The organism is Paraburkholderia sp. JHI2823, from assembly GCF_038900695.1.
GTDB classification, from domain to species: domain Bacteria; phylum Pseudomonadota; class Gammaproteobacteria; order Burkholderiales; family Burkholderiaceae; genus Paraburkholderia; species Paraburkholderia mimosarum.
This window is the reverse complement of sequence record NZ_JAYMRY010000003.1, coordinates 25,020-49,662: the sequence shown is the minus strand read 5'-3', so window position 1 is coordinate 49,662 and position 24,643 is coordinate 25,020. Positions and strand designations below refer to the sequence as shown.

The window sequence follows — 24,643 nt, the reverse complement described above, 5'->3', positions numbered from 1 at the left end:
TATCCAGTTGCGTGGCCCGGGAGGGGTCAGGCCGGTTTCCAGCGGTACATGAGCACCTTGCCGCGCGCGTCTTCCTCGACGAACACCAGGTATTCGCCGTTGGGCTCGCGATGCGCGGTGATGCCGAACGGCACGTCGACCCAGCCCGAGGCGCGGCCTACTTCCGGCCCTGGGCCGAAACTGCCGATTTCCTTCGCGCTGTCCTTGTCGTACACGTGCACGTTGCCCGCCGGCTCGACGACGAACAGGTACTGGCCTTCCACCGTGACTCCCGCGGGCGTGACTGGCGGCTTCGCTTTGGGATCCCACGGCAGGCGCAGCAGGTAGCGCTGCTCGGGATGCCCGCTCGACCACTTGTCGTAGCGCACCAGCACGCGGCCCGCTTCTTTCCAGAACCCGGGTTCGTGCGGCGAATCGGCGGTGTAGCCGGTGACGTAGAGCGTGTCGGTCTGCGGCTCGTAGATCGCGCGATGCACCTCGGTGAACGGCGCGGGTATCGCGTACTTGTCGAGCGTGTCGTACGAGTAGATCGGGTTGCCCTTTGCGTCGAGGCCGCCGAAGCGGAAACGCCAGATACCCTTGTCGTCGCGCGCGCGCCAGATGTCGCCGCGCGTGTCGATCCACCAGCCCCAGCCGCCCGCGAGATGGTCGCGGCCCGGGTTGCGCGTGAACTCGTCGGGGTCGAGCGCACCGTTGCCGTTCGCATCGCGCCAGATCCAGTCGCCGCCGGCTGGCGCGTTCGGCACGTTCTGCACCCCGCGGCCGCGGCCCGCTATCAAACCCGATGGAATCGCCGTCTCGCCGTCATGCTGCGCGTCGAAGCGATAGATCTTCAGGTGATCGGCGTACATGTCCGTGAGGAACAGGAACGTGCGGCCACCCAGCGCGCGCGCGGTGGGTAGCCCCGGCCACTGGTCCGTGTGAAAAACCGGGTCGTCCGGATAGCGAAACCGGTTAGACAGGAATCCGACATATTTCCAGTCCTGCCCCGGGGGCTTCGATAAATCGAGTTCGAAACGCTTGTTGCCGGTATAGACGCTGTTGGGGCGCTGGGGGTCCACCCACGCGCCGTCGACAAAGAGCAGACCCTCCAGATTCCAGAGGCGCTTGCCCGCCGGCGTCCAGGCTTCCAGCGTCGCGCCCAGACCGGCGCCGATGCTGTCGTCATGTTGCGGCCCGACACCGTTGGTCGAGACGTAGATGTTGCCGCGCGCGTCGGTGGCGACGCCCGTGAGGCCGTTGAAACGACCCGGCCCAGGCCGCCCTGCGACGCCCGAGAAGATCCCTCCGCGTTCGCCGAGCGAGGCGCTCTGCGTCCACGTCTTGCCTTGGCGCGTGTAAATGAGGATCTGCTGGCGGGGCCCGTTGTCGGCGATCAGCAAACGTTGCTGCGGATCGAACGCGAGGTCCACCGCGACCGAATCGTCGGGCAGCGTGAGCGTTTCGTCGAAACGCCTGCCTTGCGCCGAATAGTGCTCGACGCGCGGCGCGTGTCCGCCGCCGCTCAGCACCCACACCGACCCATCGGCCGCGAGCGCGATGCGGCCCGGCGCCTGCACGTCCCATTGCGTCTTGCGCTGCATCGAGTTCGCGTCGTACACCTCGATGCGGTTCATCGGCGTGTTGCTCACGTACAGCGTCGAATCCGTCGCGGCGAGTCCGCCAATGTCGGCATGCGTGCCCGCGGGCACCTCGTTGATCTTCAGGAACGCCCCGGCAAGCTGCGCATGCGGATTGAGTGCGTCGGGCGAGGCCTGAAACGCGGCGGCGCGCCTCGGCTCGTCGAGCGGCCGGCGCGTAATGCCGAACCACTGGCTGCCTTTCTCCGGCCAGATGCCGTTGCCGACCAGGTGCCCCTTCTCGTTGCCCACGCCAACGGCCGCAAACAGATAGCGATGATTCACGGCCACGGCGTTGCCGCCCGCGCCGCCCCAGCCATGCGTGCCCCCGGCGAAGCCGAGCGGCTTGCCGTCCTGGTACGCGCTGATCTCGGCGCCGCTCTCGTCCCACGGTGCGTTGGTGAACACCTTGCCTTCAGGCGTCACTGCAATCGCGGTGACGTTGATCTGCATCCACGTGCCCTGGCCGTTGCCAAAGGTATTGCCGATCCACGAGGTCGTCACATTGAGTTGTGGGGCGGCGATGGTCTGAACCGAAGACGTGCAGATGAACGCGCACATCGCGGCCAGCGCCTGCGTCCTGCGCAAGCGACGATCGGGATTGGAAAACGGCAAGGCACTCTCCGGTCTCGTTACGGAAGACTGCCTGGATCATGCCGTACAAATCGCGCTAAAAATCACCACAAAAAAATGGAAAATAATTCAAAACAATTCAATACTTGTGATTTATTTGCGCGCAAAAAGAAAATGATTCAGCGAACCCCAGACGCCCTGCCATAACTCCATGCCCAGCGATGTCCGATTGAGACCTGCTCACCAAGATGCGAATTTCATATCACGCAGATCAAGACAATTAATCCATAAAAATATCACCGATATATTTCGCGTTTTTTGAACAATTTAATTATTTCTAGAATGAAACGCCCCCCCACTGCGCATGAACGAATCCACAGGAGAACCGATGACCGTTAGCCGCCTGGTCAATCAACAAGGAATCGCCGACCATTCCCACCGCATCGTCCAGCTGGACGGCCTGCGCGCCATCGCCGTGCTTGCCGTGTTCGCGCAGCACGCGTTGCACGCGCCGCTGTGGATGGGTGTCGACCTGTTCTTCGTGCTGAGCGGCTTTCTCATCACCGGCATCCTGCTCGAACGCAAAGCGCGCGGGCAATCGTATTTCAGCTACTTCTATGCGCGCCGGGTGCGCCGCATCCTGCCGCCTTATGTACTGCTGCTCGTGGTGTCGTCGCTGCTGTTCGGCTTCGGCTGGGCGCATTACTGGCCGTGGTATGCGTTCTTCGCCACCAATATCGGCGACGCGCTGGGCCAGAACGGCCACGACAGCCTCAATATCCTCTGGTCGCTCGCCGTGGAAGAGCAGTTCTACATCGTGTGGCCCTTCGTCGTGCTGCTCCTGCCGCAGCGGCTCATGGCGATGGCGGCCGCCGCGCTCATCCTGCTCGTGCCTGTGCTGCGCGCCGTCGCGACGCCCTGGTTCGCCAGCTACTGGCCGATCTACTACCTCACGCCGTTCCGCATGGATCTGCTCGCCTCGGGCGCGCTGCTCGCGGTGCTGGTGCGCCACGACCGCAACGCGCTCGAACCCTTCAAGTGGCCCGCGACCGTATTTTTTTTCGCGGCGCTTGGCGCGCTGGCGTGGCTGCACCTGCACTACCCGCGCTTTCGCGCCATGAACACGCCGCTATCCAACGCGACGCTCTATAGCATTTCACTCGTGCTCTGCACTTCCATCGTCGTACTCGCACTCCAGTCCAAAGGGATCCTGCGCCGCCTGCTCTCCAATCCCGTGCTCGTATATATCGGCACCATCAGCTACACGATCTACCTCATTCACCTCACGATTCTCTATGCGGTATGGCCGCTTCACTACGGCCGCATCGCGAGCGCCGCGATCGCGCTCGTCCTCACGCTCGCTTATGCAAGCGCGAGCTGGTTCTTCTTCGAGCGTCGCCTCACGCGCGGGCCGGTGCGCCGTTCTTTCGCCGAGCCGGTGCATCTCTCCGCCCGCATGAGGCAGTCGAGCCCGCAATCGTAACCCTTGAATCCCGTTCGATACTTCAAAGGCACATCACATGAACGAACGTCGCAATGCGATCATCACCGGTGTTTCCGGCCAGGACGGCGCCTACCTCACGCGCCTTCTGCTCGACAAGGGCTACACGGTCACCGGCACCTATCGCCGCACCAGTTCCGTCAACTTCTGGCGCATGAACGAGCTGGGGATACTCGATCATCCCTCGCTCGAACTCGTCGAGCACGACCTCACCGATGCGGGCTCGACCCTGCGCCTCGTCGAACGCGCTCAGGCCAGCGAGGTCTACAATCTCGCCGCCCAGAGCTTCGTGGGCGTCTCGTTCGACCAACCCGTCACGACGGCCGAAGTCACCGGAATCGGCGTGCTGAACCTGCTCGAAGCGATTCGCGTAGTGAACCCGAAAACGCGCTTCTATCAAGCTTCGACTTCCGAAATGTTCGGCAAGGTCCAGGCGATCCCGCAATGCGAGGCCACGCCGTTCTATCCGCGCAGCCCCTATGGCGTTGCCAAGCTGTTCGCGCACTGGTCCACCGTCAACTATCGCGAGTCCTACGACATCTTCGCGACAAGCGGCATTCTCTTCAACCACGAGTCGCCGTTGCGCGGCCGCGAGTTCGTCACCCGCAAGATCACGGACAGCGTTGCCAAGATCAAGCTCGGCAAGTTGAACATGCTCGAACTCGGCAACCTCGACGCAAAGCGCGACTGGGGCTATGCCTCCGAATATGTAGAAGGCATGTGGCGCATGCTGCAGGCCGACGAGCCCGACACTTACGTGCTCGCGACGGGCCGTACCGAAACCGTGCGCGACTTCGTGAAGATGGCCTTTACAGCGGCCGGCTTCCAGCTCGAATGGTCGGGCAAGGGCGACCGCGAGACCGGCATCTGCGTCGCCACGGGCCGCACGCTCGTGCGCGTGAGCCCCCGCTACTACCGCCCCGCCGAAGTCGATCTCCTCATTGGCGACGCGACCAGGGCACAGGAAAAGCTCGGCTGGCAACCGCAGACTTCGCTCGAGCAGCTCTGCCAGATGATGGTCACGGCCGACCTCGCACGCAACGAACGCCATGACACATTCTGATGCCGCAGCCCGGCCGCGCGCGCTCATCACCGGCGTTGGCGGCTTCACGGGGCGCTATATGGCCGCCCGCCTCGCGGCGGACGGCTACCGCGTGTGGGGCACCGTGCGGGACGGCGAGTCGCTGGGCGACGAAGCCTTCCCCTTCGGTGTCACAGCGCTCGAAGCGGACCTGCTCGACCGCGCCGCCATCGCGCATGCTGTCGAGTCGGTGCAGCCCGACGTCATAGTCCATCTCGCCGCGGTGGCCCATGTGGCCGATAGCGACGTGGCGCGCACTTACGTCGTCAACGTGGTCGGCGCGCGCAATCTGCTCGAAGCGCTCGCGCATCAGAAGCACGTGCCACGCGCCGTGCTGCTCGCGAGCAGCGCAAACGTCTACGGCAACGCCACGAATGGCGTGATCGACGAGAAGGTCGTGCCGCAGCCCGCCAACGACTATGCCGTGAGCAAGCTCGCGATGGAATACGTCGCAAAGCGCTGGGAAGCGCAATTGCCGGTCATCATCGCGCGCCCGTTCAACTACACGGGTGTGGGCCAGTCGCTGGACTTCCTGATCCCGAAGATCGTCGATCACTATGCACGCGGCGAGAAAACCATCTCGCTCGGCAACCTCCACGTAGCCCGCGACTTCTCCGATGTGCGCGATGTCGTGCATGCCTATGCACAGCTCATCGCAGCCGCGCCGCGCGGCGCTACCGTCAACGTCTGCTCGGGCAGCAGCCAGACGCTCGGTGCGCTGCTCGGCATGCTTGCACGCATTGCCGGCTACGAGATCGAGGTGCATGTCGATCCGCGATTCGTCCGTGCCAACGAGGTGCGTCAGCTCATCGGCTCGAACGCAAAGCTACGCGCGATCGTCGGCGACAGCCCGCGCAAGCGCCTCGAAGACACGTTGCGCTGGATGTACGAAGAAGCTCGGGAACGCGTGCTCGAAACGCAGTGAGCCAACCCGTTCTTTCTCTTTCCTGGGACAGTGAAAGAACCGCCGCTTGCCAAAGCGGCGGTTTTCCGTGCGACCTCCGCTACTTCAGTGAGCGGCGATCGCTTCCGCGTAGACACCGGCCACGCGCTTCGCGATCACCGCGTTATCGAAATGCTCCCGCGCATAGGCTTTACAGGCTTCTTCATCGGGCAATCTGATGCGGCCGGAAAGCGCACCGTCGATGCCATCGGCAATCGCGTTCGCCCCCGTTGACGGCAGCACGAGATCCTGCGAGAGCCCCGCCACCGCTTCTGGCAGACCGCCAACCGGCGTCACGAGAACCGGTGTGCCAGCCGAAAGCGACTCCACCGTGATCAGCCCGAAGCCCTCCAGCGCGACGGTCGGCACCACGCTCAGCGTCGCCGCACGATAGAGCGAAGGCAAATGCGCGTCGGGCACGAAGCCGAGCAGCTTCACGTTGTCGACGAGTCCAGCTTCGTCGATGCGCTGCTGAAGTTCGGACTCCAGACGGCCTCGTCCAGCGATCAGAAGGAGCACGTCCGGATGGCGTTGCTTCACCAACTTGATTGCATCGATGAGATCTTCAAGACCCATGCGCCGAACAAGGCGACGCACGGCCAGGATGATCGGACGACCTTGCGGCAACTGAAGCCTCAGGCGCGCTTCCGCGGCCGTGCAGGCCGGGTCGAAATGCGCAGTGTCCACGCAGCCGGGCACGATGCGCACGCGCTTGGGCGAAATACCGTAGCGGCGCGTGAGGATGTCGCCAAAGGCCTTGGAAAGCACGATGAGCCGCGACGAGCGCTCATAAACCGACTGCTCCAGCGAATGCTTGATACGCTGACTCAGCGTGGCCGCGCCCTCCACGAAGCTCTCGTCGGCCCACGGTCCCTGGAAGTGCGAAACCTGCGGAATGCCGCGTGTGACGTCGAGTCCAGGGAAGGTATAGAGCGCGAAGTGCGACGAGATCACATCGGGCCGGTGCCGGCGAATCTCGCGGCGGAGCGCGCGGCGCGCGTCCATCAGGCGCAACGGCAGCGAGCGCGAAGCGGACCCGAAGCCGTGGATCGCACCGCCGCTGTCTTCGGCCACCCTGGCGGAGCCGGCCACGACGCCGCGCACGCGCACGCCCGCACCGGGCAGCGCACCAACCAGTGAGTAATACATGCGATCGAGCCCGCCGGCGCGCTCGGGAAACCAGTGCATGCCGATCTGTAGCGATTGAATGGATTGTGTGGTCATCGCGTGTCCTTGTTCTGCACGTATGCGGTTATCAGGGGGTTTCTGCGCGCTGGAGCGTCTGTGCGCCCGGAAGCGTCGCCGCGGCGAACGCGGGCTCCTCGTGCCGCACGGCCTGGTTTGCGTCACCTGCCAGCTCTCGATAGAGCGCGATGTACTGCGCCGCCATGCGCGCCCAGCCAAACTGCGCGGCAAGCTCTGCCGCGGCCTCGCCCATCGCGAGGCGGCGCGGCGTATCGGCGGCGAGCGTCTTGACGGCGTTGGCGAGCGCCGGCACGTCGTCGGGATCTTCGAGCACGATGCCGCACCCGGGCGTGATGATCTCGGCGCCGCCCGCCGTGCGCGCGGTCACGACGGGCAGGCCTGCCGCCATCGCTTCGAGCAGCGAAAGGCTCATCGCTTCGTAGCGCGAAGGAAAGACATAGGTGTCGACCGAGCGCATCAGCGTGGGCATTTCGCGCACGAGGCCGAGAAAATGCACACGCGACTCGACGCCCAGTTCGCGCGCGAGATCGGGATACGGGCTGCCCGGCAAGTAGCCGGCCACGGCAAGATGCACGTTCTCCGGCATCTTCTTGAGCGCGTGCAGCACGGTGCCGAGGTTCTTGCGCGGCGTGCGCAGATCACCGACGAAAAGCAGCAGGAATGCATCAGCCGGCAGCGAGAATTTCGCGCGATCGGCGCTTGCCGCCGAGAAGCCGCGCGTGTCCACGCCGTTGTAGATCACGTCGAGGCGCTCCACGGGATGGCCGCCGCAAGCGCGGATTTCGTCGGCGACCTTGCGCGAGACTGCTGCGATCACACGCGAACGCCGGTAGGCCCATCGCTCCAGCACGGCATTCGCGCGCGTGTAGACGAACTGATAGGCCGACCATACCCCGCGCGTGAGACCGAACGGGTAGTACTTGCTGCGCGCCCAGCCGCCGTGCACGAAATGGGCGGTGTTCACGTCGGCGTGCGCCCAGGTGATGAAGCCGTTCACATGGAGCACATCGTATTCTTGCCGGTGGCGGCGCAGCCACAGCGCGCTCTTCATGGCGAACACTTGTTGGCGCAGGAGGTTGGTGGGCCATGCGCGGGACGGTCGCACGCTCACCCATTTCACCTTGGGGTGGGCGAGCAGCTCGGGCGCCACATGCGAGGCGACCAGCGTCACCTCGAACCCTTCATCGAGCGCGGCGCGCGCGATTTCATGGTTGACGCGGCCCTGGCCGTCGTTGTGGCGCACGACATGCGTGACGATTGCGACTCTCAATCGGAGACCTCCGTGGTAAGGGCACGACGCTGCAACTTCGTCCAATGCCCCGCGCTGAGAATGGAAAACACGCTCGAAAAGAGCAGCAGGCCGCCGGTGCCCACGAGCGAGTTGGTGAACACGAGCATGGCGAAAATCGACACCGCGAGACTCAGGCACGCGCAAACGTAGCGATCCTCGGGCATGCGCAGCGACACACGCACCGCGCGAAGGAGCAGCCACAGCACGCCCGACATGTAGAGCAGCGTACCCGGCCAGCCCAGCACGAACGGAATGTTCATCACGCCGCTGTCGAAGCTGCCGTATTGGCCGAGCTGGCCGTTATTGCTCGAAAGCTTCGTCGATGCGCCGGTGGCGCCGAGGCCCTCGCCCGTCACATCGGTAAAGGCTTTCTTCGCGAAATCCGCGTAAAACTGGTTACGCGCTTCGTAGCTCTGGTCGTCCTTCAGGTTCACGAGCGTATTCAGGCGCTGCTGCATGCGGTCCGCCACCGGGCCGAACGTGAGCAGCGGCACGCACACACCCGCGAGCACGACCGCGCTGATGACGATGCGGATGCGCACCTTGTTGCTCGACTTCATCAACTGGATCAGCATGGCGATCGCCCAGCCGCCCCACGTGGAGCGCACGAGCGATAGCGCGAACGAAAAGAAGCCGAATGCCGCCGCGATCCAGCGCACACGATGCTGCGCGGCCATGACGAACACCATCGCGCCCATCATCGCGAACGCGAACGGGCCCGACGAATTCATCGTGCTGAACACGCGCACGCCGAGCGGCACGGGGTCGCCCTGGGAGTTCATGTCAGAGCCGATCATCCACATTGCATCCCACGGCGGCATGATGAAGAACTGCACGAGGCCGTACGCGCCCATCACCAGCATGCCGTAGATGAAGGTGTTGACGATGGTCTTGCTGCACTCGGGATACTGGCGCGTGAGCACCATGATGTGAAAGCCGATCAGGAACGGATAGATCCAGTTCGCGAGGTCGTACACGGCGGCAGCCGGGCCGCTTCCCACCACGCCCACCACGAACGCATAACCGATGCCGAGCAGCGCGAGCAGCAGCGGCAGGCCGCGCCGCTGGCCGAGAACCGGGTAGTAGCGCAGCAGCGAAATGCCGCTGATCATCGTGACGGCGAGCGGCGCGACCTGAATGAGGCTCGTGGGGGTGAAGCCGCCCTTGCCGTAGTCGGCGAGGCGGCGCACTTCGGGGCTCAGGAACCACAGCCACCACATGAAGCCGATATAGCGCACGGGGTTCACGAAGTACAGCCACAGGCCCACCGCGATCGAGAGCACGGGAAACGCGAGCGTGAGCACGGTGCCCTGATGCGCGCCGATCAGGAGCGCCGTGAAGAGCCACAAGGCGAGCGGCGGCAGCGTATCGCGGTCGAACAGGCCGCGCAGCCCGCCGCGGCGGCGGCCTCGCCGGCGCGCGGGCGTGGAAATGGCGGTCGTGACGTCCACGATCACATCCCGCGCGCGGCCACGCTCTGGCCGCGCCGTTCGCTCGCGATCGACTCGCCGTTGCGAGCGTCGCGCTCGCGCAGCATCTCGCGCGTGAGCTGCGCATGCTGGCGTGCGAATTGCTGCGTGGTCAGGTCGCGTGTACACAGCTGCTCGCAAGCCTCGCGCGCCTGTTCGAGCGCACGTGCCGGGTCGGCCACTAGCGCATTCGCGGCGTCGCGCAACTGCTGTGCGTCGAATGGCTCGACATAAGAGGCGGCCTTATCGTCGAAATAGTCTTCGAGCGCCCCCACCCTCGTCGCGATCATGGGCTTGCCGAGCGCGGCGGCTTCCAGCATCACCGTGATGCCCGAAGCGTGCGAGTTGGGACGCAGCGGCACCACGATCAGGTCGGCCCAGTCATAGAGCGCGTGCTGTTGCTGGATGCCCGAAACACGCACGATTTCGACGTTCTCCGCGCGCAGCGAAGCGGGCATGCGCCGCCGCGTGGCAATGCGCACCTGGTAGCGCGGATCATTGCCGAGCGCACTCACGAGCGTGGTCCAGTCGCGGTCGCGGTCGTTGCCGATGGCGGCCACGCGTACCGGCGTATGCGGTTTCCACTGCGTGGGCGTTGTCGGCGGGAAGTCGTTCGTGTTCAGGCCGTACAGCACGTGACGCGCTTCGCGCCCGAAGTACTCGCCGCACAGCGCGGCGTTCTCGCTGGCGAGCGTGGTGAGCAGATCGGCGCGCCTGAGCAGGCGCTTGTAGATCGCGCGGCGCAGCGCACCATAGCCCGGCCAGCGGTCGAGCAGCCACACGCTCTGCGCGAGCAGCAGCGGGCGCGCACCGCCCTTCTTCGCGTTCATGAGCAGCACCAGCGCCACGGCCAGGTGCTCCTGCTCGGTGTGCGTCCAGATCACATCGGACTGCAGAATGGCGCGGCGATTACGCCATGCATGAATGAAGTCGAAGCCGAGCGCCGCCTTCAGCCCGCGGCGGACGAAGCGAATGGGCGCGCTTTCGCTCGCATCGCGCGCGTAATCGAGGACGAATTCCGCGGACTCCGCGTGATGGTAGCCATACAGGCTGCCGATGTTCTCGCCTTTGCGATAGCGGCGCGGATCGGCGCCATGGAAAAGGTGGACGTGGACTTGCGTACCGCTCATTCAGGGTCCTCCGTGTAGTCGTTGGCCGTTGCGCTCAAACGAGCGCGCGGCGCGCCTCTCGCGCGCCACCCCGCACCGCGCGCCAGCGTGCGAACGCCGCGCCGGCGGAGCCGCGCATGGCGCTCAGGGCCGTCTGCGCGAGGCCCGGATACACGCGCGTACCGACGAGCGCGTACCACCACCACGCAGTTTCGCGGTGCAGCGGAGTGAGATGGCCGAGCAGGATCAAATGCAGGTTGTAGGCCGCATTGCGGATCGAAGCGAGGGTCTGCGCGTTGCGCGGGTCTTCGCCCGGGCGCGGCGCGGGGTAGTGGTCGACCGCCACGAGCGGGTCGTACACGAGCTTCCAGCCCGCGCGCTTCACGCTCATGCTGAACGCCATGTCGTTGTGCGTTTGCGCGCCGGTGCCGCGCAGGCGCCGGTCGAAACGCAGATCGCCGATCGCCGCGCGGCGATAACTCATGTTTGCGCCCTTGAGCAGATCGACCTCGCGCGCACCGCCCGCCCCCAGATGATGGTTGCCGATGATGCGGCCCGAGCGCTGCAGCTTGCCGACGAGCGTGCGCTCGCCGTCGATCGTTCGGCCGCCCTCGTGCACCCAGTCGCGGCCGCCCAGCGCGCCGAGCTTCGGGTCGGCCTCGAAGGCCGCGGCGATACGCGCCAGCCAGTCGGCGCGCGGCGCGGCGTCGTCGTCGGTGATGGCGATCACATCGCCCGTCGCGGCCTCGATGCCGCGATTGAGCGCCGCGACCTGCCCCGGTTCCTCGACGATGGCGACCGCCACGTTGAGCACCTTGGGCGTCACGTGATCGGCGAGGCACGCGTGCGTCGCCTCGTCGTCGGCGCGCGCCACCACCACGATCTCATCAGGCCCGCGCTGCTGTCGCAGAAGCGCCGAAAGGCAGCGCGACAAATCATCAGGACGCCGATACGTCGGAACGAGCACGGTCACTTTCATCGCGTGTTCTCCTTTTCTGTGCTTGATGAGTGCGTAAGCGTCATGCGCTCAGGTACTCGCGCACGTTCGCATAGCCATAGCCGTAGTTGCCGCGCGTGCGCGCCGGCACGCCGTTGAAGATGCCGCCCTGCACACGCACGCCGGCGTTGCGCAGACGCTTGAGCGCGTCGGCGATCTCGCCTTCGGTGTGAAGACCGGAGCGCAGCACGAGGAAGGTCGAGCCCGCATGGCCGCCAATAATCGCCGCATCGGTCACGGCGAGCACGGGCGGCGTGTCGATGATCAGCACGTCATAACGGTTCGACAGGCCTTCGAGGTACTGGCCGAGGCGCGGCGACATCAGCAGTTCGGAAGGATTGGGGGGTCGACGGCCGCACGAGATGAAGTGCAGGTTGTCCACTTCCGTCGCGCGAATCGCCTCGTCCAGCGCGATCTGCCCGGAAAGCAGTTCAGAGAAGCCGTTTTCCTGCGGACCGCCCAGATAGCGTTCGAGCGCGCCGCGCCGCATGTCGCCGTCGATCATCAGCACGCGCTTGCCCGAATGCGCGAGCAGCACGGCGAGGTTCGCGGTGAGGAAACTCTTGCCGACGCCCGGCACCGAACCCGTCAGTACGACTACGCGATTGCGCGCGTCCATCACGCTGAACTGCAGCGAAGTACGCAGACTACGCAGGCTTTCGACCGTCAGGTCTTTGGGTCGCACATTCGCGAGCACTTCGCGCAGGCGCGTGCCGCCGCGCACCGGGCCGCGCTTTTCGAGCGCCGCCTGCTCCGGCGAAAGCGGCACGAGACCATACACGGGCAGCTGGAACGAACGCTCGATCTGGTCCGGATCGACGATGCCCTTGAACAGGTTCCGCCGCATGAGCACGAAGCCGGTGCCGAGAATGATGCCGAGCAGCGAGGCCGCGGAGATGATCAGCAGCTTCTTTGGCTTCGACGGGTTGCCGGGCCGCAAGGCCGGATCGACGATGCGCACGTTGCCGCCCGTGCCCACGCGCTGCACCGATAGCTCCTGAATGCGGTTCAGCAGCAGCACGTAGATGTCCTCGGCCACCTTGGCGTCGCGCTGAAGCTGCACGGCCTTCACTTCGGTGGCCGGCAGGTCGCGGAACTTCGTGTCGTACTTCGCGCGCTCCGCCTGCAGTTGGGCGAGCTGCTGGCGCGCCGCGATCAGGACCGGGTGCTGGTCGCCAAAGCGCTGTTGCAGCGAGGCGATCTGCAGTTGCAGCGCCGAAATCTGCTGCTCGTACTGCACGCTGCCGTCGAGATAGATCTTCGCTTCGTCGCTCGCGTTGATCGAACCCGACTTGCTCTGGTACGCCGTGAGCGCCGCTTCGGCGTTCTCGAGGTCGGCCTTCAGGCGCGGCTGCTCGCTGCGCAGAAAGTCGAGCATCTTGTTCGCGTCGGCCTGCTTGGTCGCCACGTGTTCGCGCAGATACGACTGCGCCACCGCGTTCGCGATCGCGGCCGCGTGCGCGGCGTCGTTGTCTTCGAGCGAGATGTCGATCACGCCCGTCTGCTTGCCCTGCTCCTGCACCTGGATCGCGTTCTGGAACCCGCTGATCGCATCGAGATCGTTCAGGCGCACGACCTTGAAGCGAGTGCCCGGACGCGCGGTGAGCTTGTTCACGAGCAGCTTCACGCCGCCGCCCTGCTCGACCTGGCCCACTGCGCCTTCGAGCAGGCGCGCGCCGTCCGGCGTCGAGATCACGTAGCGGTCGTTGTCAAGCGCGGTGAGCGTGAGCTTCTTGCTTTCGAGCTCGGGCGTGACCTCGATCGAGTCGATGTCGATGACTTCGCCGCCCCACGCATAGTTGCCGAGCCAGTTGCTGAGCCCGAACCACGGGCGCGAGGGCGTACCCGGCGTCGCAAGACGCGCCGAAAGGCTGCCGATCAAAGGCAGCATGACCGGCGTGACGGTGGTGTTCAGCTTGAACTGCTTCACCACCGGCTCGACCACGCTGCGGCTCTTGATCATCTGGATCTCGGCGTCGGTGGGCAGGCTGCCCGACGACGAGCCGCTGCTGATGTTCGCGCCCGTCTGCGTTTGCGTGAGGGCCTGCGACGTGTAGTCGGAAGGCTCCACGCGAACCTGGGTGTCGGCCGTGTAGACCGGCTTGGCGACAAAGCAGTAGAACACGGCCATGGCGATGACCGCCGCCGCGATCGCGATGAGCCAGCCGATGTCGTCGATGATGACGCGCAGCAACTGGCCGAGGACGACGTCCTCTTCCTCGGTGCGGGCCACCGGGGCCGCCTGGCTATGGGCTTGTATGGTCACGATTCGATCCCGTTGTCTAGGTGTTGCTCCACTGTCTATTCCTGTATGTGCCCGCCGCACGCTTACTTCGCGATCTGCTTCAGGAAGAAGACGGTCTGGATGGTCGGCAGCACCTGCTGCAACACGCGGTTGAAGGTCGTCGAAGCGGCCGTGCCCACGTACACCACATCCAGCGGCTTCAACTGGAATTGCGACGAAAGCATGATCGCGTCGGGCTGGGTCATATCGAGGCGGTAGATCTCGGGTTGGGTCGGGTTGTCCTTCATGCCGCGCATGACGAAGATCTGGCGCGGGTTCGCGTCGGTATCGAGAATGCCGCCCGCCTGGGTGAGCGCGTCGGCGATCGTGAGGTTGCCGCGAATGAGGCTCGTCTGCGTCGGCGTCTTCACCTCGCCCATCACGAATATTCTGCTATCCAAACGATCCGGAATATTGATGATGTCGCCGTCCTGCAGCATCACGTTCTGGCTCGCATCGCCGCCGTCGAGCATGCGGTTCGCGTCGAGGACGTAAAGCTTGCCGCCGCGCGTGAGGCGCACGCGGTTGATGTCGGCGCCGTCGGTCGTGCCGCCCGAGCGCGTGATCGCGTCGACGAGCGTGAGCGGCACGTCGCTCACGGAGAGCGGTCCCGGCGTCTTCACGTCGCCCGTGATCTGCACTTTCTGGCTGCGATACGCGAGCACGCGCACATCCACCTGCGGGTTCTTCACGTAGGGCACGAGGCCGGCCGCGAGTTGGCTGCGGATCTGGTCGGGCGTTTTCCCGGCTGCCATGATGCGGCCCACGAACGGGAAAAAGATCGTGCCGTCCTTGGCCACGGTCTGCCCGTACGGGTCGGCCTGACCGGGCAGCGCGTTCGTGTACGGCTGCGTGAGCGCCTGGCCCACCGTTTGCGTGGTGTTGCCGCCCGTCGAGAACGTCGAGCCTTGCGGCGTCGAAAGCTCCGGGTGGTCGAACACGGTCACGCCGAGAATGTCCTGCGGCGCGATGTGATAGACGTAGTCGGCTGCGCTCGCGAACTTCGAGGGGGGCAGAGCCGCCTTCGGCGCGGCCGCGGCCGCTTGTGCCTGCTGCAACACGACTTGCTGGGTGATGAGTTGCACGTTGAATTGCTGCTGCGGCTGGTTGTTCGGCGCTTCCTTCAGGCTCGACGTGTCGAGATAGTTGCCAGGCGCCGTTGCGCAAGCGGAAACGAAGACGCTCAACGCGACCACCGCAGTCAGTTTCAGTTTTGTCATTGGCATATTCGGCTCAACCATCCCTTTACCATACGGTCCATCAATTCAAGACTCTGGCGATACGCGGACTCGTGGAGCCCATGCGGATCGCTGACATCGGAGTTTTCCCAGTTGCCGAGCGCGTACACCTTGCCGCGTGCGGTGGGTTCGATGCGCTCGACGGCGGCAACCTGCCGGCGCTCGGTCACGAGCACGAGGTCGGCCGACCTCACGAGGCGGCTGGTGAGGCGGCGCGACTGGTGCTTGCCCACCTCCACGCCACGCTCGGCAAGCAGCCACTGCATCACGGGGTCCATCTCGTCGCCGTCGCGCGCACGCAGGCCAGCCGACTGAAACGCGCCTGCCTTCGCGCCTTTCTGTTCGCGCAGGCGCGCGCGAAAGAGCTGTTCCGCCGCAGGGGAGCGGCAGACGTTTGCGTGGCAGACGATGAGCACGTCCTTGATCATGGTCGCGCGACTCCCTTCCTCGACATGAGGCTATGCACGAAGCCCGGCAACGCTCAGGCCAGCGCCTCGCGTCGCCACGGTTTCGGCGCGCGCACGGCTCACCTGCGTCGCGCTCGCGCGGCCCACGGCGTGGTATTCGATGCCCAGCTCCTGAAGCGCGGACGGATCGTAGAGGTTGCGGCCATCGAACACGATCGGCATCTTCAGCTGCGCCTTGAGCGTTTCGAAATCGGGTGCCTTGAACACTTTCCATTCGGTTGCGACCACAACGGCATCGGCGTCGCTCGCCGCTTCCATCGCATCGTTCACGAACGACAGGCGCGCCTGCTGTTGCGGCGCGTGCGCGAGGTCGAGCGCGAAAACACGCCGCGCCTCACCGGTCGCAACCGGGTCGTAGGCCTTGACCGTGGCGCCGCGCGCGAGCAGTTCGGCAATGAGCGTGCGGCTCGGCGCCTCGCGCATGTCGTCTGTATTGGGCTTGAATGCGAGACCCCAGACGCCGAACGTCCGGCCCGCGAGGTCGGAACCGAAGCGCGCGACGATCTTCTGCGCGAGCACCTGCTTCTGCGCTTCATTGACGGACTCCACGGCGCGCAGGATTTGCAGCGGCTCTCCGAAGTCCTCTGCGGTCCGCATCAACGCCTTCACATCTTTCGGGAAGCACGAGCCGCCGTAGCCGCAGCCCGCATAAAGAAAGTCATAGCCGATTCGCGGGTCCGAGCCCACGCCGCGGCGCACTGCCTCGATGTCGGCACCCACGCGGTCGGCCAGGTTCGCGAGCTCGTTCATGAACGAAATGCGCGTGGCGAGCATGGCGTTGGCCGCGTATTTGGTGAATTCCGCCGAATGCACGTCCATGTAAAGCGTGCGCTCGTGGTTGCGGTTGAACGGCGCGTAAAGCCGCTTCATCACTTCGCGGGCGCGTTCGCCGGGCACGTCGTCGTTGCAGCCGAGCACGATACGGTCGGGCCGCGCGAAGTCCTCCACGGCCGCGCCCTCTTTCAGGAACTCGGGGTTCGAGACCACCGAGAACATGTGGCTCTCCCCGCGCTTGCGCAGCTCGGAGTCGATCGCCTCGTGAACGAGCGCGGCCGTTCCCACGGGTACCGTTGACTTGTCCACCACGACCTTGAAGCCGGTCATGTGGCGGCCGATGTTGCGCGCGGCCGCCAGCACGTATTGCAGGTCTGCGGAGCCGTCCTCGTCGGGCGGCGTGCCCACGGCGATGAACTGGACATCGCCGTGCGCGACTGCCGCTTGCACGTCGGTCGAGAACTTGAGCCGCCGCGCGCGCACGTTGCGCTCGATGATTTCCTGCAGGCCCGGCTCGTGAATCGGCACGACGCCCTGATTGAGCAGGTCGATCTTGCGTTCGTCGACGTCGAGGCAAAACACGTCGTTGCCGATGTCGGCGAGACAAGCGCCCGTCACGAGGCCCACATAACCGCTGCCAATGATCGTCAGATTCATGCCCACCTCAAAAGTGAATTACCTGTCCATGTCCCAGGTGAAGCGCGGTGCCCACGTGCACGGGCACATTGCGCCTCGCCTCAATATGCGTTCTGCCCTGCGAAGCCCTTCCACATGGTCATCGCCACGATGCGCAGGTCGAGCGCGAAGCTCCAGTGCTGCATGTAGTGCAGATCGAAGCGCACGCGGTCGCGCATCTTCTCCACGCGATCGGTCTCGCCGCGAAAGCCGTTGACCTGCGCCCAGCCCGTGATGCCGGGCTTGATGCGATAGCGCGCCATATAGCCGCGCACGAGATCCTTGTAGATGTCGTCGTGCGCGAGCGCGTGCGGGCGCGGTCCCACCACCGACATCTCTCCCTTGAGCACGTTGATGAATTGCGGCAGTTCGTCGAGGCTGGTGCGGCGCAGGAACGCGCCCACGCGCGTGACGCGCGGATCGTTGCGGCGCGCCTGCGTGACCTGGCCCGCGACTTCCGCGTGCACCTTCATCGAGCGGAACTTGTAGATTTCGAATTCGTTGCCGTCCAGACCCTTGCGGCGCTGCCTGAAAAACACGGGGCCCTTCGACGAGAGCTTCACGGCGAGCGCGATCAACGCGAGCAGCGGCGCGAGCGCGAGGAGCACGCCGCCCGCGAACACGATGTCGAACACGCGCTTGGGCAGCACATGCAGATCCGTGACCGGCGAAGCCGCGAGATTGATGGCCGGCACGCCGAGCAGATCGACCACGGGCTGGCTGAAGAACGAAAGGCTGCGCACGTCCGGGATGAAGCGGATGTTCACGAAGTCGTTACGCAGGGCCATGACGATGCGGTGAATCGTGCGCTCCTTGGTGATCGGCAAGGCGAGCCACAGCTCGCGCACGTCGTTCTCGCGCACGAACCCGAGCATGGCCTCCAGGTTGCGCTCCACCGGCACGCCTTCGAGCGCCGCGGTGCCGTCCGCGTCGCTGTCCTCGTCGAACACGAGCGCCGGACGAAAGCCCGCCTCGGGGTGCACGCGCATCTGTTCGATCAGGAAGCGCCCATAGCGCGGACCGCCGACCACGGCCACGGCCTTCTGGTTGTAGCCCTCGCGGCGAATGCCACGCAGCACCATATGCACGAGCGCCTTGGAGACGATCAGGAACGCGACCGAAGCGACCACCCACCAGGCGAGCCACAGGCGCGAGAGCGAATCGGCACGGTGCACGCTGAAGCTCAGCAGGATGCCCGTGCCCTCCACCGCGAGCCACGCCGCGCACACGCGGGCGAAGAGGCCATACAGCGACTTGCCGCGCCACGACTTGTAGATGCCGAATGCGGGGAACATCCAGATCGCGAGCACGCAGTTGAACGCGAGCGCCACGCTCTGCACATCGGTGAGCGGCGAGAGCTGGCCACGCTGCAAGGCGGCCGCGAGCAGCGCTCCGGCGGCGATGGCGGCAACGTCGAAGATTCTGGCTAGAACGCTCAGCATGTCCGGCACCTCGGGTTAAAGGAATGAATCGTGGCCATGCGCTGCAAGCCATGGCCGGTCTTTTCGGAAATATCTGGAATAGCGTCGCCGCGAAAACGTATGGCCGAGATAATTCTGATCCGAATAAACCCTAATAAGGCGCGATAAAAATTCAGGCCGCAAGGCTCAAAAGTATCTCCAAATGTATCGGCCCTTTTGAGACAATTTTTTCCCGTTTTTTTCGGCAAATATTGCCGGAATTGGCTCCCGCATTGGCTCACTGGACGGCAGATCCCGGAACGTTCTTCGCTTTTTCAGGCCGCATTCCGGGTGCCGGCGTGAAATCCAGACAGTCTGCTGATGAATTTTTATTGAATTTTTTATGATTATTGATAAATGGCTAATAGGTAATTTACATTCAATGCGAATATTTTCTATTTTCTTCTTTGCGAATCTATTTATGACGATTTTAAGCATGCTACAAATCTGTGCATCGAGACCTTTCAGAGGAGAGCGAAATGACGGATACGGGTTCCGCAACGGCATCGGCCAGGGCGTCACAGACGCGTGCCGAATCGCGCAGCGCATTGCAGGTGTGCCCTGTGGTGCTGGCGGGCGGCGCAGGCTCGCGATTGTGGCCACTGTCGCGCGAGCAATATCCAAAACAGATGATCAATCTCGTGGGCGAGCAGTCCCTGCTTGCGAACACGGCGAGCCGCCTCGATGCGCTCGCCGAATGCGTCGCGCTCGCGGAGCAGTTGCTGATCGTCTGCAATGAAGAACATCGCTTCACCACCGCCGACCAGGTTCGTGCGGCGGGCAAGCGTGCACGCCTGATTCTCGAGCCGGTGGGCCGCGATACGGCGCCCGCGCTGACCCTCGCCGCGATGTCCGTAGTGGCGGCGCAGGAAGACGGCATTCTCGTGGTGATGCCGGCCGATCACGCGCTCGCCGATCCCGCTGCGTTCCGGAACGCCGTTGCCGAAGGCGTGCGCCACGCGGCGAACGGCCAGATCGTGACGATGGGCATCGTGCCCACGCATCCCGAAGTGGGCTATGGCTACATTCACGTGGGCGAACCCCTGGCAAGCGCGGAACCGGACGGCGCCCGCCGCCTCAACGGTTTCGTCGAGAAGCCCTATTTCGAGCTGGCGCAGCAATATGTCGCTTCGCAGCGCTACTGGTGGAACAGCGGCATTTTCATCGTGCGCGCCTCGACGTGGCTAGACGCGATTCGCCATTTCCATCCCGCGATCTATTCGGCGTGCGCCGATTCGATGGAACACGGCAAGGCGGACGGCGAATTCTTCCGCGTCGAGCGCGAAGCGTTCACCCGCTCGCCTTCGAACTCCATCGACTATGCCGTCATGGAGCCGCTCGCCGGTGACCCCTCGATCGCAACCGGCGTGGTCGTTCCGCTCGCGGCCGGCTGGACCGACCTCGGCTCATGGGACACCGTATGGCAAGTCTCGCCGAAGGACGACCAAGGCAACGTCGCCCATGGACGCGTGTTGTTCGAAGATGCAAGCGACACCTTCGCGCACTCGGACGGCCGGCTCGTGGCGTGCCTCGGCACGAAAGACCTCGTGATCGTGGAGACGCCCGACGCCCTGCTCGTCGCCGACCGCTCGCGCGCCCAGGACGTCAAGAAGATCGTGCAACGCCTGAAGCAGGAGCGCCGCGCGGAAGCCGTCGCACACCGCCTCGTGCATCGTCCGTGGGGACACTATGACAGCGTCGACAGCGGCGAGCGCTTCCAGGTCAAGCGTATCGTCGTCGAGCCCGGCGCACGCCTTTCACTGCAGATGCATCACCACCGCGCCGAGCACTGGGTTGTCGTACGCGGCACGGCGCTCGTCACGCGCGGGGAGGAACGCTTCATCGTTTCGGAGAACGAATCGGCGTACATCCCGCTCGGCGTGTCACATCGACTGGAAAACCCGGGCAAGATGCCGCTCGAGATCATCGAGGTGCAGTCGGGCTCGTACCTCGGTGAGGACGATATCGTGCGTCTCGACGATCAGTACGGCAGGCAGTGACAGACGGTGCCTGAAGCAGTGATGCCCGGCTGCGCCGCCGCGCCGGCGGCCGCGCAGTATCAGCGCGACAGCGTGCGGTAGCGCGTGAGCGTCGTACCGGCGGGGTGGCGTTCGGCGGTCCCGGACGTTGCCGCATTGGCGTCGCGGGTTTCGCTGCCGGAAAGCAACGCGCCCGTGGCGGTGTAGCGTTGCATCGGCGCGAGCCGCACGCTGCCCGGCACTGCAGCAGGCAATGCGCGCGCAATCGCAGCATTCGACGGATCGCCACGCATCACGCTCGCGCTTTGCATCGGTGCGCTCGCAACGGCAGGCGGCAACGAGCCTGGCGCGCCACTCTGCGCCATGCCTTGGGACGCGGAATGCTTTGCGGGCGGCGCAACCGGATAACCCGTGTCCGACGCGGCGTCGGCCGCACCGTCGCGATCGATCCATTCGCGCGCCCAGTCGAATGCGAAATGCCTCGCGGCCTCGCGGTCCTGGAACGGCGGTCCGATCAGGCCCGAGCGTTCAACGCGCTTGCCATCCTTGAGAATTTCCACGGCCCCGCGAAACATGCGGTTGCGCACGGGCTGCACGGTGAGGCTCATCGTGTAGCCGCGCCATTCGGCGATCTGGACCGCGCCGCCCGGCGCGTGCGCGCGGCGGTGCGGGGTGGTGTATTCCTCGCGCGGCATCGCGCGGGTAGCGGTCGGCTTGCCTGCGCGGGAAGGCGCGAACGGCGTCTGGGGACGCGTTGCGCTCGCTGTCGGCATCACAGGGTCGGCAGGCTCGGCAGGCACACCGCGCGCAGCAGGTTCGCCGGCTAGCTGACGCATCATGCTTTCCATGGGATCGGCGAGCGGTGCATCGGCGAGCGCCGTGGGCGCCTGCCATGCTTCGGGACTCTTCCAGTACACGGCCGGCAGGCCGTCGTCCTCTGCCGCTTCCTCCACTGCGACGGCAACGGGCGCTGCATCGGCCTGCACCGGCTGCGGCACATAAACGAACTTTCGCCCGCGCTGCGAGAGCAGTTCGACCAGTTCGATCAGCGTTCCGCTCGCGTGCCATTCCTCGAAACGGCGACGGCACGTAGGCCCCGAAGGATAACGCGCGGGAAGACGCGACCACGATTCGCCCGTCGTGAGGATCCACAGGACGGCATTGGCCACGACGCGTGGCTCGGCGCGAGGGCGGCCGCGCCGGTTGAGTCTGATAGGAGGTTCATCTGAGACGAGCGAGGACACCTGCATCCACTCGTCGTCGCTCAATTCTTCGAAATTCATGCTGTTCTCCACGCAGCCGGACCGGGGCTGCACTGACGGAGCACTGGCTTGCGGATCTTGTTGCCCGCCTTGGCTAGCTCGGTTGCACCATATGTTTGTATGACGTGTTCGTTTGCGTCGCGAAGCGCACTGTGGCAGTGCGTTCGTTCACGTTATTGACGCAATACACGTGGTCTCACTCGTGCAAGGGAGAATTTGTGCAGGAAGCATACCACCCGAAACCAGCCGATGAGGAGGGCCGTAATAAGTGTTACGGTTGGAAACAATCTCGCGCTTGAATCGCGGAGAATGCTGCTGGAAAAGGCGCAGAAACGCAGTGATTTGCCGCACAAACAGACTTGTGAGAGCCACATTCGTTGCGCGGACATGACAATGCCTCGTCCCGGCATAACGTCCGAACGCATGCATACCACTTGCGACACCACCGCCTCGGCAGACATCCGGTTCGCTGCTGCGCCGTTATCGTTGCGCCCGCAACCAATGACACGCCGATGAAATCACCGGATGCCGGCGACGGGCCCGCCATGAAATTCGCGATCGCATTTCAGCCGGACTAAGCACACTCGCATCGAACGGTCGTACAGCGTCATGTAGCGATGCTGCGAATGCGAATCCGTCTATAGTAAGAGCGCGCTGATCATCACGGAGATTCGAGTATGCAAACCACTGCACCGCGCATCCCAACCGCGTTGCTGGCCACGCTGACCCTGGCGCTCCTCGCCCCTTGGGGCGCCGCGCGCGCACAGCTCGGCAACCTGCTGGCCCCGGGCGGCAGCAACAGCGGCTCGGCGCAGAGCGCGCTCGGCAATCTGGGCGGACTCGGCACTTCGCTTTCGCCGTCGTCGCTGAGTTCGAGCAGTCTGGGCAATGTCACCGGGGTGCTGCAGTACTGCATCAAGAACAATTACCTGAACGCGGATACCGCGAGCCACGTCAAGGACTCGTTGCTCAGCAAGCTTCCCGGTGGCGCTAACACGTCCGATAGCGGCTATGCCCAGGGCACGAGCGGCATCCTCACCGCGGGCAACGGCCAGAAAGTCGATCTCACGGGCAGCGGTCTCAAGGAAGAAGCTACGAAGCAGGTCTGCGACAAGATACTAAGTCAGGCCAGATCGATGCTGTAGCGCCCCCGCGCCTGCTTGCGCACGTGCGCGGGCGCACGGGTTGCGCAATTTTTGTGCCCCGGCGCTTGAACACGAACCAAGTCCTGGTGTCGAATGAGGTCATGCGTACTTCTCGTGACATTGCTGACCGTAGCCATGAACAAGCGCAAAAACCCCGTGGTCTTCCCGTTTGCGGCCACCACAGTGTGGGCAACCGCTTTTACCAGTCTCGCCGCTCTCGCCACGCTGCTGGTTCCGGCGCCTGCGCACGCGCAAGGCCCGCGGGACCAGCAGTTCGACTGCAAATCCAACCCGCACGCGTTCATTTCGTCGCTGATTGACGAAAAATCCATCGACCCCGAGCCGAGCCGCGTCGAAGCCAATTCGGTCAACGCATTTCGCCCCGCGCGCGGAACCCGCTTGAGCGCTTTCGGCTTTCCCATCTACGTGGTGCTGGGCTACGACCACGACGACTCGCTTTTCAAGCGCGGCGCGGGCAAGGAGATCGACTCGCCGCTATATGGCGTCGTCGTGTCCGCGCCGGCGGAAACCGTGCGCTCGCGCGTGCGCGAAGTCAACAGCGACGCCACCGTGCAGTCGGTGGTGCCGCTGCTGCTCACGGCGATCGTGTGCGGCGGATAAGCGCGCAGCTCAGGGGCTAGCGCGGCCCGTGCCGCCCCGCGCATGCGGTCAGCCGCCGAAGAACGCCAGTGCACCCAGCGCCACGCCCACGACGGCCACCCCGACCGACGTGTTCAGGAGCCAGCGGCGGCGCGTGAGCAGCGTGATCGCCGTGAGCGCGATCGAGATCTGGATGAGCGTCGTGGCCTGTGCCCAACGGTGATGGCCGTGCAGCAGCTGCTCGCTCAACGCATCGTCGTGCTCGACGGTCTTCTCCAGCTCCTCCGCCTTGGCGCGGATCGGCGCTTTCTCTTGCCGATAACGGTCGGCGTCGCCGGCAAAGCGGCGCTGCGCGGCCTCGGCGTTCGGCGCGAGCGCGGAGAGCTGCGCCCCCAGTTCAGCGAGATTCTGCTTCTCGCCTTTCGCCTGATAGTAAGCCCATTGATTCGCGGCTTCGGTTTTGTGAATCGCCGCTTCGTTCTTGTAATAGAGGGCGAGGTTCTCGCTGTTGCCGCTCTGATAGGCAAAGATCGCTCCGATGGAAGCGAGAATCGCGGTCATCACCGCCATGCGGCCCGGGAAACGATCGCCTTCCCCATGCCCGCCATGGCCCGCCGCGGCGTGTTCGACCGCGTGGTCGTGCGGCCCATGCACTTCGTACTCTTCAGACATCCAAAGACTCTCCGGTTTCACTGACTCGTCCTCGATCCGCGCTTCGCTCTCGCGACGAAGTGCGCGGCGCGCCGCCTGGCCCCGTGCGGCGCTTTAGCGGCCTCGCCCACTTCAAGGGACTCCGCCTATAGGGGCTCAATTATCGTGAGCCCGGCGCGCTTGTCCAGTACCCGAACTCGATTGGATGTAACGAAAGTCGAAATGTCCCCGGACGTAAGCGAATCGTAGGTTCTATCGTCTATTTATTCAAATCAGGTACATCGGATGTTGCAATGCATCCCTCCCGCCTGCCGTTTGC

20 protein-coding genes are annotated in these 24,643 nt (G+C 64.7%); 7 read left to right on the top strand and 13 right to left on the bottom strand.

The window, feature by feature from the left end; genetic code table 11:
- Positions 1-26: 26 nt before the first annotated feature.
- Positions 27-2,180 carry a hypothetical protein gene (locus tag VSR34_RS04665; RefSeq protein ID WP_342961979.1) on the bottom strand — a complete coding sequence of 718 codons (2,154 nt, stop codon included), beginning with the start codon at positions 2,178-2,180 and terminating at the stop codon, positions 27-29.
- On the opposite strand from VSR34_RS04665, the gene VSR34_RS04660 reads away from it, so the two are divergent.
- The 4 genes from VSR34_RS04660 to VSR34_RS04645 all read left to right on the top strand — a co-directional run bounded on the left by VSR34_RS04660 (position 2,167) and on the right by VSR34_RS04645 (position 5,699).
- On the top strand, positions 2,167-2,370 hold the full coding sequence (locus VSR34_RS04660) for a hypothetical protein (protein ID WP_154671160.1): 204 nt from the start codon (positions 2,167-2,169) through the stop codon (positions 2,368-2,370). The genes VSR34_RS04665 and VSR34_RS04660 overlap by 14 nt on opposite strands.
- Before the next feature lie 210 nt (positions 2,371-2,580).
- A complete protein-coding gene (locus tag VSR34_RS04655; protein WP_028230345.1) occupies positions 2,581-3,675 on the top strand; it encodes an acyltransferase in 1,095 nt (364 codons plus the stop codon).
- 37 nt (positions 3,676-3,712) lie between these two features.
- Positions 3,713-4,756, top strand: a complete 1,044-nt coding sequence (gene gmd / locus VSR34_RS04650) for a GDP-mannose 4,6-dehydratase (RefSeq protein ID WP_028213746.1) — start codon at positions 3,713-3,715, stop codon at positions 4,754-4,756.
- Positions 4,743-5,699, top strand: coding sequence for a GDP-mannose 4,6-dehydratase (locus tag VSR34_RS04645; protein ID WP_342961978.1), 957 nt, complete (start codon positions 4,743-4,745; stop codon positions 5,697-5,699). The genes gmd and VSR34_RS04645 overlap by 14 nt, the downstream gene beginning before the upstream one ends.
- Before the next feature lie 84 nt (positions 5,700-5,783).
- On the opposite strand, the gene VSR34_RS04640 is transcribed toward VSR34_RS04645, so the two are convergent.
- The 10 genes from VSR34_RS04640 to VSR34_RS04595 all read right to left on the bottom strand — a co-directional run bounded on the left by VSR34_RS04640 (position 5,784) and on the right by VSR34_RS04595 (position 18,669).
- A complete protein-coding gene (locus VSR34_RS04640; protein WP_342961977.1) occupies positions 5,784-6,941 on the bottom strand; it encodes a glycosyltransferase family 4 protein in 1,158 nt (385 codons plus the stop codon).
- 31 nt (positions 6,942-6,972) lie between these two features.
- Positions 6,973-8,193 carry a glycosyltransferase family 4 protein gene (locus tag VSR34_RS04635; RefSeq protein WP_342961976.1) on the bottom strand — a complete coding sequence of 407 codons (1,221 nt, stop codon included), beginning with the start codon at positions 8,191-8,193 and terminating at the stop codon, positions 6,973-6,975.
- Entirely contained in the window at positions 8,190-9,605 is a 1,416-nt protein-coding gene (locus tag VSR34_RS04630; protein ID WP_342962109.1) for a glucose-6-phosphate isomerase, read from the bottom strand. The genes VSR34_RS04635 and VSR34_RS04630 overlap by 4 nt, the downstream gene beginning before the upstream one ends.
- Positions 9,606-9,667: 62 nt before the next feature.
- Entirely contained in the window at positions 9,668-10,813 is a 1,146-nt protein-coding gene (locus tag VSR34_RS04625) for a glycosyltransferase family 4 protein (protein WP_342961975.1), read from the bottom strand.
- Between the two features lie 34 nt (positions 10,814-10,847).
- Positions 10,848-11,771, bottom strand: coding sequence for a glycosyltransferase family 2 protein (locus VSR34_RS04620; protein WP_342961974.1), 924 nt, complete (start codon positions 11,769-11,771; stop codon positions 10,848-10,850).
- A gap of 40 nt (positions 11,772-11,811) precedes the next feature.
- Positions 11,812-14,058: a polysaccharide biosynthesis tyrosine autokinase gene (locus tag VSR34_RS04615; RefSeq protein WP_028213752.1), complete on the bottom strand. Its 2,247-nt coding sequence runs from the start codon at positions 14,056-14,058 to the stop codon at positions 11,812-11,814.
- A 59-nt stretch (positions 14,059-14,117) separates the two neighbouring features.
- Complete coding sequence (locus VSR34_RS04610) at positions 14,118-15,293, bottom strand: polysaccharide biosynthesis/export family protein (RefSeq protein ID WP_036044434.1); 1,176 nt, start codon at positions 15,291-15,293, stop codon at positions 14,118-14,120.
- A complete protein-coding gene (locus tag VSR34_RS04605) occupies positions 15,290-15,739 on the bottom strand; it encodes an exopolysaccharide biosynthesis protein (protein ID WP_028213754.1) in 450 nt (149 codons plus the stop codon). Before VSR34_RS04605 ends, VSR34_RS04610 begins: the two co-directional genes overlap by 4 nt.
- A gap of 30 nt (positions 15,740-15,769) precedes the next feature.
- Positions 15,770-17,209: a UDP-glucose/GDP-mannose dehydrogenase family protein gene (locus VSR34_RS04600; RefSeq protein ID WP_028213755.1), complete on the bottom strand. Its 1,440-nt coding sequence runs from the start codon at positions 17,207-17,209 to the stop codon at positions 15,770-15,772.
- Positions 17,210-17,289: 80 nt separating this feature from the next.
- Positions 17,290-18,669: an undecaprenyl-phosphate glucose phosphotransferase gene (locus VSR34_RS04595; RefSeq protein WP_342961973.1), complete on the bottom strand. Its 1,380-nt coding sequence runs from the start codon at positions 18,667-18,669 to the stop codon at positions 17,290-17,292.
- 497 nt (positions 18,670-19,166) lie between these two features.
- Between VSR34_RS04595 and VSR34_RS04590 the strand changes: the two genes are divergently transcribed.
- Positions 19,167-20,687, top strand: a complete 1,521-nt coding sequence (locus VSR34_RS04590) for a mannose-1-phosphate guanylyltransferase/mannose-6-phosphate isomerase (RefSeq protein ID WP_342961972.1) — start codon at positions 19,167-19,169, stop codon at positions 20,685-20,687.
- 59 nt (positions 20,688-20,746) lie between these two features.
- Here VSR34_RS04590 and VSR34_RS04585 read toward each other — a convergent pair whose 3' ends face one another.
- Entirely contained in the window at positions 20,747-21,949 is a 1,203-nt protein-coding gene (locus VSR34_RS04585) for a transposase (RefSeq protein ID WP_342961971.1), read from the bottom strand.
- A gap of 656 nt (positions 21,950-22,605) precedes the next feature.
- On the opposite strand from VSR34_RS04585, the gene VSR34_RS04580 reads away from it, so the two are divergent.
- The gene (locus VSR34_RS04580; protein WP_028213758.1) at positions 22,606-23,073 is read left to right on the top strand and encodes a DUF2501 domain-containing protein; all 468 of its coding nucleotides are present in this window, start codon (positions 22,606-22,608) and stop codon (positions 23,071-23,073) included.
- A gap of 135 nt (positions 23,074-23,208) precedes the next feature.
- Positions 23,209-23,694, top strand: a complete 486-nt coding sequence (locus VSR34_RS04575; RefSeq protein WP_042290501.1) for a hypothetical protein — start codon at positions 23,209-23,211, stop codon at positions 23,692-23,694.
- A 48-nt stretch (positions 23,695-23,742) separates the two neighbouring features.
- Here the strand turns inward: VSR34_RS04575 and VSR34_RS04570 are convergent, their stop codons facing one another.
- Positions 23,743-24,345, bottom strand: coding sequence for a DUF4337 domain-containing protein (locus tag VSR34_RS04570; RefSeq protein WP_028213760.1), 603 nt, complete (start codon positions 24,343-24,345; stop codon positions 23,743-23,745).
- Between the last annotated feature and the right edge of the window lie 298 nt (positions 24,346-24,643).